This is a genomic window from Mucilaginibacter sp. (assembly GCF_964263795.1).
GTDB lineage: Bacteria > Bacteroidota > Bacteroidia > Sphingobacteriales > Sphingobacteriaceae > Mucilaginibacter.
The window spans coordinates 1-7,081 of the sequence record NZ_CAXVWK010000082.1 but is presented as its reverse complement, the minus strand read 5'-3'; the positions used below and the strand labels follow the sequence as shown (position 1 = coordinate 7,081).

At 40.0% G+C, this 7,081-nt stretch carries 5 protein-coding genes and 1 pseudogene; 2 read left to right on the top strand and 4 right to left on the bottom strand.

Annotated features, from left to right (window positions below; translation table 11 throughout):
* Positions 1–145: 145 nt before the first annotated feature.
* Together ACE5CV_RS13785 and ACE5CV_RS13780 are read right to left on the bottom strand one after the other, a co-directional pair.
* On the bottom strand, positions 146–1,573 hold the full coding sequence (locus ACE5CV_RS13785; RefSeq protein ID WP_374950764.1) for a PAS domain S-box protein: 1,428 nt from the start codon (positions 1,571–1,573) through the stop codon (positions 146–148).
* Positions 1,574–1,599: 26 nt separating this feature from the next.
* On the bottom strand, positions 1,600–3,561 hold the full coding sequence (locus ACE5CV_RS13780; RefSeq protein ID WP_374950763.1) for an ATP-binding protein: 1,962 nt from the start codon (positions 3,559–3,561) through the stop codon (positions 1,600–1,602).
* 296 nt (positions 3,562–3,857) lie between these two features.
* Here ACE5CV_RS13780 and ACE5CV_RS13775 point away from each other — a divergent pair, with 296 nt between their 5' ends.
* Both ACE5CV_RS13775 and ACE5CV_RS13770 read left to right on the top strand, forming a co-directional pair.
* Positions 3,858–4,418: a Crp/Fnr family transcriptional regulator gene (locus ACE5CV_RS13775; RefSeq protein ID WP_374950762.1), complete on the top strand. Its 561-nt coding sequence runs from the start codon at positions 3,858–3,860 to the stop codon at positions 4,416–4,418.
* 64 nt (positions 4,419–4,482) lie between these two features.
* Entirely contained in the window at positions 4,483–5,061 is a 579-nt protein-coding gene (locus ACE5CV_RS13770; RefSeq protein ID WP_374950761.1) for an NAD(P)H-dependent oxidoreductase, read from the top strand.
* 660 nt (positions 5,062–5,721) lie between these two features.
* Here ACE5CV_RS13770 and ACE5CV_RS13765 read toward each other — a convergent pair.
* Together ACE5CV_RS13765 and ACE5CV_RS13760 are read right to left on the bottom strand one after the other, a co-directional pair.
* Positions 5,722–6,678, bottom strand: coding sequence for a DJ-1/PfpI family protein (locus tag ACE5CV_RS13765; protein WP_374950760.1), 957 nt, complete (start codon positions 6,676–6,678; stop codon positions 5,722–5,724).
* Between the two features lie 25 nt (positions 6,679–6,703).
* Positions 6,704–7,081, bottom strand: a pseudogene (locus ACE5CV_RS13760) (DJ-1/PfpI family protein); the annotation flags it as partial.

Sequence of the window (7,081 nt, the reverse complement as noted above, 5' to 3'; positions counted from 1 at the left end):
CTAACACGGCGCAAAAATTTTAAAAACAAACCTTTTAAGAAATAAATACCTGGTTTAACCGGGATGTTCATTGACATCACCAGAAGTGCATTATAAGCCGTCGAGCAAACAAACTAATAAAATAACTATCAACTATGCTGGCATATTATCTAAATTCAATCGTGAACGTAGTACCGATATCGACTTTACTCTTTACATGTATGTTTCCTTCCATCGCCTCTACCTGATTCTTTACCAAATATAGACCCATGCCCCTTGCATCTGGATGCCCATGAAAGGTTTTATACATCCCAAACATTTCATGACCATGACGGCTCAGGTCAATTCCCCTGCCATTATCTTTTACCTCAACCTCAATGTATTCGCCATTATGTTTGGCGGTGATTTCAACGATAAGCCTGCGTACAGCATCCCTGTATTTTAAACTGTTGCTTAACAGGTTCAGTATAATGCTTTCCAAATAGGCCGGATTAAACTCAATCAGCAGCTCTTCAGGTATTTCGACAGAAACCTCTGTATTGGCTTCTTTTATTGAAGCGGAAAGTATATCTAATACCCGTACCACGGTCTGCTTCAGATTCAATGGAATTTTATTCATCTGACCGCCATCCTGCACCTTAACGATCTCACTTAACTGTCCAAGGGTCTCCATTAAATTGCCTGAATTTTCCTTAAGCATTTTAAGCAATTGGTTCCGCTCCTGCGGAACATCTTCCAAAAGAATCATTTCAGTCAGCATCTGCATGTTACCTGTATGCGAACGAAGGTTGTGGGAGACAATGTGCGCAAAATTAAGCAGCCTGCTGTTTTGGCTGTTAATAATCTCCGAGTTGCGTTTCCTTTGGGTAATGTCCCTAATCTGCGATATGAAGTATAAAGGCTGCCTGGAATCATCAAGAACCAGGGAAACGTTTAGTATTGCCCAGATGATTTCACCACTGGCGTGGAAGTAGCGCTTTTCTATGCTGTAGGATTCAATCACACCTTTCACTAGTTCACCTAATTGTTCCAGATCTTTCTTTAAGTCATCAGGATGAGTATAGTCCTGGAAAGTGTGTTTTAAAAACTCCTGTTCAGAATATCCAAGTAGCTTGCACAAACTTTCATTTACCTTAATCCACCTCCCCTCAGGAGCCACCAGGGCCATGCCGATAGGCGCATGATCAAAAGCTTTGGTAAACCGTTTTTCGCGTTCTTTTAACCTTACCGCCATCCGTACATAAGATGTTACGTCTTCTGCTGTGCCGTAAACCTTTACGCACTTCCCGTCTTCACAATCGGCCTGTAAATGAATCTTTACCCATTTATGGTTGCCATTTGCTGTTGTAACTTCTAAGGTTTCAGTTTCTGCTTCACAGGAAACCATGGCGGTTTTAATCAATTTCTCCAACAAACCGGGATGCTGAAAAAACTGTGGCATTTTTTCTATAACAGGCTCAAAATCGTTATCTACCTCCAGAATTCTGCGTATGATCTGATTCCAATATACCTCACCGGTAATGAGATTTCTCTCAAAAATTCCTAAACCAGCTAGCGGGATTACACGCTGGTAAAGTTCAAGTCGTGTCTGCATAGTAAGTTATAAAATATTGTTTAAAATTAGGTTTCACTAGTAGATAACGGCAATGTAAAGTAAAAGGTAGATCCTCGGTCCTTTTCACTGCTGGCCCATATGCTGCCCTGATGCATTCGGATAATCTCAGCGCTCAAGTATAGTCCTACACCAAAACCAGAGACATTTTTAGTATCGTTATTCTGAACCCGGTAGTAACGCTCAAAAATGTTTTCAAGATCAACCTTATTAATACCAAAACCCTGATCGCTTACAGCAATCAATGCGTTTTCATTTTCAAGACGGCAGGTAACGGTTATACTGCTGTTCTTGGGGGAATATTTAACTGCGTTTGTCAGCAGGTTAGTGATCACTGATTCAATTTTATCTTTGTCTGCATAAACCCGCAGGTCTTGGAAAGATGTATAAATGATCTCGGCCTCGGTGGTGAATTTAATTTGTTTTACAGCATCCTGAATCAATTCACTTAAATAGAACTCAGCGGGATCCAGGTGCATGTTTCCTGACTCGAACCGGGAAAGATTTAAAAATCCGGTAATCATATTATTCATTTTCTTGACCTGTACCATTGCTTTATGTATAGCTTCTGTCAAAAACTGATCTTCTTGTGATTTTACTTTACGTTCGGCAAGTTGTAAAATCCCGTTCAGCGAAGTCAAAGGTGTTTTTAATTCATGACTGACGATGGCAACAAAATCATTTTTACGGAACTCTTCCAGTTTTTGCTGGGTTATATCCAGTACCGAGCCAATAAACCGCACCGGTTGATCCTGTTTGTTGAAATAAACTTTTCCTTTTGCCCGGACCCAGCGTAGCTGCTGATCTTCAACGCCAATAGTCCTGTACTCAACATCATAATCACCATCGCTTAACGATTTGTCAAAAAGCTTATCTATAATACCGGCAATACGTTTGCGATCCTCCGGATGCAGTCCTGTTAAAAAGTCCTTTTCATAGCTCACCACACCATCGTGCGTAATTCCAAAAAGCACCCTGCACCTCTGGTCCCATTCCATCGTGCCCTTGATTAGGTCCAAATCGAAAGTACCCAGTTTGGCAGCCTCTTTGGAAAGTCGTATTTGTTCAAGTGAGGTTTCTAAAACCGTCTTTGCTGTAACTTGATCGGTGACGTCCTGGCAAAGTACCATTACTCCTTTTACCATACCGTCCTGGTCGCGATATGGCTGATAAACCAAGTTAAGATAGCCATCTTTCTTTTCTTGGTTTAAATGATAAAAGTACGGATGTTCAAAAAGATATAATGGTTCCCCGCTGGACAGGACACTTTCTAAAATGGGCCTGAAATCATGGCCAGCTTCTGGTAAAACCTCAAACAGAGGACGGTTTAACAGATCCTGAACTGTGCGGTTTATAAGTTTCCCGTAGGCCGCGTTGACAACCTCTACATTCCAGTCGTTCCCGGTAAGCGCAATGATACCCACCGTAGCATCACTTACCAGGTGATGAAACCGCTGTTCAGACAATAGTAGATTGCTTACAAGTTTTACCTTTTCGGTCGTTTCGCTACAGGTAACAAATACGCCTGCCGGAGTATTTGTCTCGTCTATCACCGGACTATAACTAAAAGTCCAGTAAACGTCTTCGATCTTTCCGTTCCTGAATATAGGAAGTAACAAATCTTCATCAAAAGTTGCCTCACCCCCGGCACGTATGCTGTCGATCAGCGGCTGGATAAAATCCCATATCTCCGGCCAGGCTTCTATTGCCGCCATGCCTAATATGGATGGGTGCTTGCCTTCATTACCAAGGCTGGGCCTGTAGGCATCGTTATAAAAACAGATATTTTCAGGACCCCACCACAAGAACATTGGAAATTTCGAATGAATGAGGATACTTAAGGTCGTCTTTAGACTTTGAGGCCATTTATCCACAGGCCCCAGGGATGTATTTTCCCAGTGAAATTCACGGATCAACCGTCCCATTTCCCCATCTCCCTTCAGGAAACGGTAATTATCTTGGACTGGCAAAATTGGAGTCATTATACAGCTAATTTCATTGTTGCGCTAAGATAAGAACCAGGTAACCAAATTAAGTATATTCAAGGTTAAATTGTATAAATACAAAGTAGCTTAGCTTAGAAAATATTGCGCCACAAGAAATTTATTCCTCATTAACTTAGTGTCTAACGGGTGCTAAAAAGATATATAGGCGCGTTGATTTCATATGAAGGCAAGTTCTTCTCCAAAACTATTCTGCAGATTAAGAGTCACTTTCGAAAAGCACTTAAAACCTGATTTTCCTATCTTAGGCAAATAATATTACCATGGAATCTTACCTTCAATCGTTTAACATCCTTTCCTCTGCAGAAATAAAAAATTTCACAGCCAATGCTACGCCAAAAAAATTAAAAAAAGGCATGTTCTTTATTACAGAAAATAGAATCTGTGAGGAAGTTGCCTTTATAGAATCGGGAATCTTACGCACCTATTATACATCCTCCAGTGCGGAGGAACACACCTATTGCCTCACTTTTCCAAACCAGTTTATGACAGCTTATTCCTCGCTGATTACCGGTAGCCCAACTGTCGAAAATATTCAGGCCATGAGCGATGTGGATTTGCTTGTTATAAAAAAAGCAGTCATTGATGATTTGACAGAATCGAGTATCAACGGATTGAAGCTTTTAAAAACAATAGCCGACCAGCAATATTTATCCTTAGAGAAGCGAATTTTTATGTACCAAAAAAATGCTGCTAAAGCGCGGTACAAGGAACTTTTTGAAAGCTATCCCGATTACATCAAACAAATTCCGGTCAAGTACCTGGCCTCCTTTTTGGCCATTACCCCCAGGCATTTAAGCCGTCTACGGAAACAAACGATTTAGGGACATTTGTCTGCCTGCTGGGCAAAAGATTGAACTTAGTTTTGCTGCGCAAATAAAAGACAGCATGAAAAAAATCTTAATCATCAACGGTCATCCGGATAAAAACAGTTTCAATTTTGCTTTGGCAGAAGCTTATTACAGGGGCGCAAATAAAACGGGAATAGAGGTATCGTTAATCCACATTGCCGATTTGACATTCAATCCAAATTTACAGTTTGGTTATCGGCAGCGTATGGAATTAGAACCAGATCTTTTATCCAGTTTAGAAAAAATCAAAGCAGCCGATCATTTGGTCTGGATCCATCCTGTCTGGTGGGGCGGTATGCCTGCAATGATGAAAGGATTTATTGACCGTTTGTTTCTGCCCGGCATAACTTTTAAATATCGCGAAAATAGTGTTTGGTGGGACAAATTGTTAAAAGGCAAAACGGCGAGAATCATTACTACACTGGATCAGCCTTCATGGTATTATTTCCTTTTTTTCGGTAGGCCAAGTGTTAACCAATTGAAAAAAAGCGTGCTTCAGTTCTGTGGTGTAAATCCGGTTAAAGTGACCTATATTGGAATTATTAAGAAGTCAAATGAAAAACAGCGAACAAAGTGGCTCAATGACATATTTGACCTTGGTGAAAAAGGCTGTTAGCAACTTTTTAATTAGTGAAGGATATAGACCTGAAGCTTCAGCAAACGATAAAGCACCGACTCAAAGCAAAAAATAAAGCATATTCAAGCTTACTCATCTGTCTAATACCCCTGTCAATTCCTATCAAAAAATGGTCTATATATAATAATAAAGGTTATTTTATTAATTGTTTTTTAGATATTTTCTAAGTGGGATATCTAGCCATAACATCAAATAATACGCTAGCAAAATTACGGGCGGCACGTCTACAAAAGTTATCAATATCATTTCATTCATCAATGGCTTATGTTTTCCTATATAACTAAGAAAAGTCCAAAGGAAGGGATAATAAATCATATAAAGGGGATAGGAAATTTCGCCTGAAAATCTGCATATTATTGAATATCTTGGTTTTCATTTTGCGCCGACCCCAACAACTATAAAAAATGGGGAGTAAAAAATAACGATGATAGGGTCTATCAGCAAATTGGTAGCCACTGCCTGTTCATTGGAAACCCATCAGTTTTACTGTTGATCTATTGATGGCAGTTCCATGTATTGTGGTAACCCTTCCCTGCAGCTTGCCAGATTATGCAAAACCTGAAAAGCTGCACAATGTGATCAGTAATGTGGTAATATTTGAAGTAGTTCTCATTTTCTAGTATCTATATCGCTTGTAGCCTAATTTTTTCCAGCGTATAATGCTGAATTTTTGATGAATAAATCACGACAAACCGAAGAGCAGAAACGGTAGTCTTTCCCTTTATAGGCAAAATGATATCTCGAACTTCCTTTAGGAATGGTCATACCGCAAACCATGTCTTTTTGATCCGCACTGATTGTTTTTGATGGAAGATCCGATTTAGTTATCCCATCCTTAGAAGCGCTCATGTTCATATCCATTGCAGGCTTATCTTTATTTTCAGAGCCGATCACTTTTCCGCCCTTTGGATTCCATTTGTCGTATTCAAGGACAGCGGTCACAAATAAAGCTTCCTTATAGCCCTTTAATTTTTCTACGACATGTAAAGCGCCATCAATACCTGCCGATACGCCAGCGGTAGTGATGATTTTACCATCTTCAACAAATCTTACGTTGCTGATAAATTTTGCTTTAGGCGTTAAGCTTTGTAAAGTATCTATAGCGCCTGAATGAGTGGTTGCAGTTTTACCATCGAGTAATCCTGTTTTTGATAAGATTGCAGCCCCTGTACAAACTGACATCGTAACCTGGGTTTTACCATTTATTTTATTAACCCAGTCCATTACTTCCTTATTATTAGCCATTAGTCCAACAGCCTTCATTGGTCCTCCTGGAATAACCAGAATATCTGGTTGAGGTGCATCAGAGATTGTAAAATCAGGGCTGATACTTAATGTGTTATTATTGGTGGTCACCTTGCCGGAAATCGCTGATACTGTATAGACCTGGAAATCCTTGCTATTGCTAAATACTTCTGAAGGGCCTGCAAAATCTAAAAGCTCTGCATTCTGATAAACCAGTATGGCCACTTTGATTTTACCATCCTGGATTACAGTTTTAGCGGCCGTTTTTTCTTCAGTTTGTTTACAGCCAAAACTAAGGATGCTCATTAATATCACTAAAATACTGGTAGTTATATTTTTAAAGTTTTTCATGTTTTTCTAATTAAATGCTATGAATTTACTGTGTTAGCAGACCTTGTTTCTTTCTCCAATTGCGGTCAAACTTCATTCCATTTGGTGCAACAGGCCACTTTTCCTGTTCACGAGGAACATACTGTATAGCACGGCTTAGCATGGCAGCAACTTGATCCCCACTGTATTTGTTCACCAGGTGAAGCGCGCCATCCATACCGGAGGTAACTCCAGAACAGGTCATCACCGATCCTTCATCTACATACCTTACATCTCTAACCAGTGTTAAACCAGGAAACTGGGTCTGGAAATCATTTGCTACAAAATAGTGCGTTGTCGCCTTATGCTGATACAATATGCCGGCTTTGCCCAGTAAATAGGAGGCCGTGCAGACAGACATCATCACTTCTACCTTAGGTTGATA

Bases quoted from the DNA above. Each gene is read 5' to 3' on its own strand.
- ACE5CV_RS13785 (WP_374950764.1), bottom strand. From the start codon at position 1,573: ATGCAGACACGACTTGAACTTTACCAGCGTGTAATCCCGCTAGCTGGT.
- ACE5CV_RS13775 (WP_374950762.1), top strand. From the start codon at position 3,858: ATGGAATCTTACCTTCAATCGTTTAACATCCTTTCCTCTGCAGAAATA.
- ACE5CV_RS13770 (WP_374950761.1), top strand. From the start codon at position 4,483: ATGAAAAAAATCTTAATCATCAACGGTCATCCGGATAAAAACAGTTTC.
- ACE5CV_RS13765 (WP_374950760.1), bottom strand. From the start codon at position 6,678: ATGAAAAACTTTAAAAATATAACTACCAGTATTTTAGTGATATTAATG.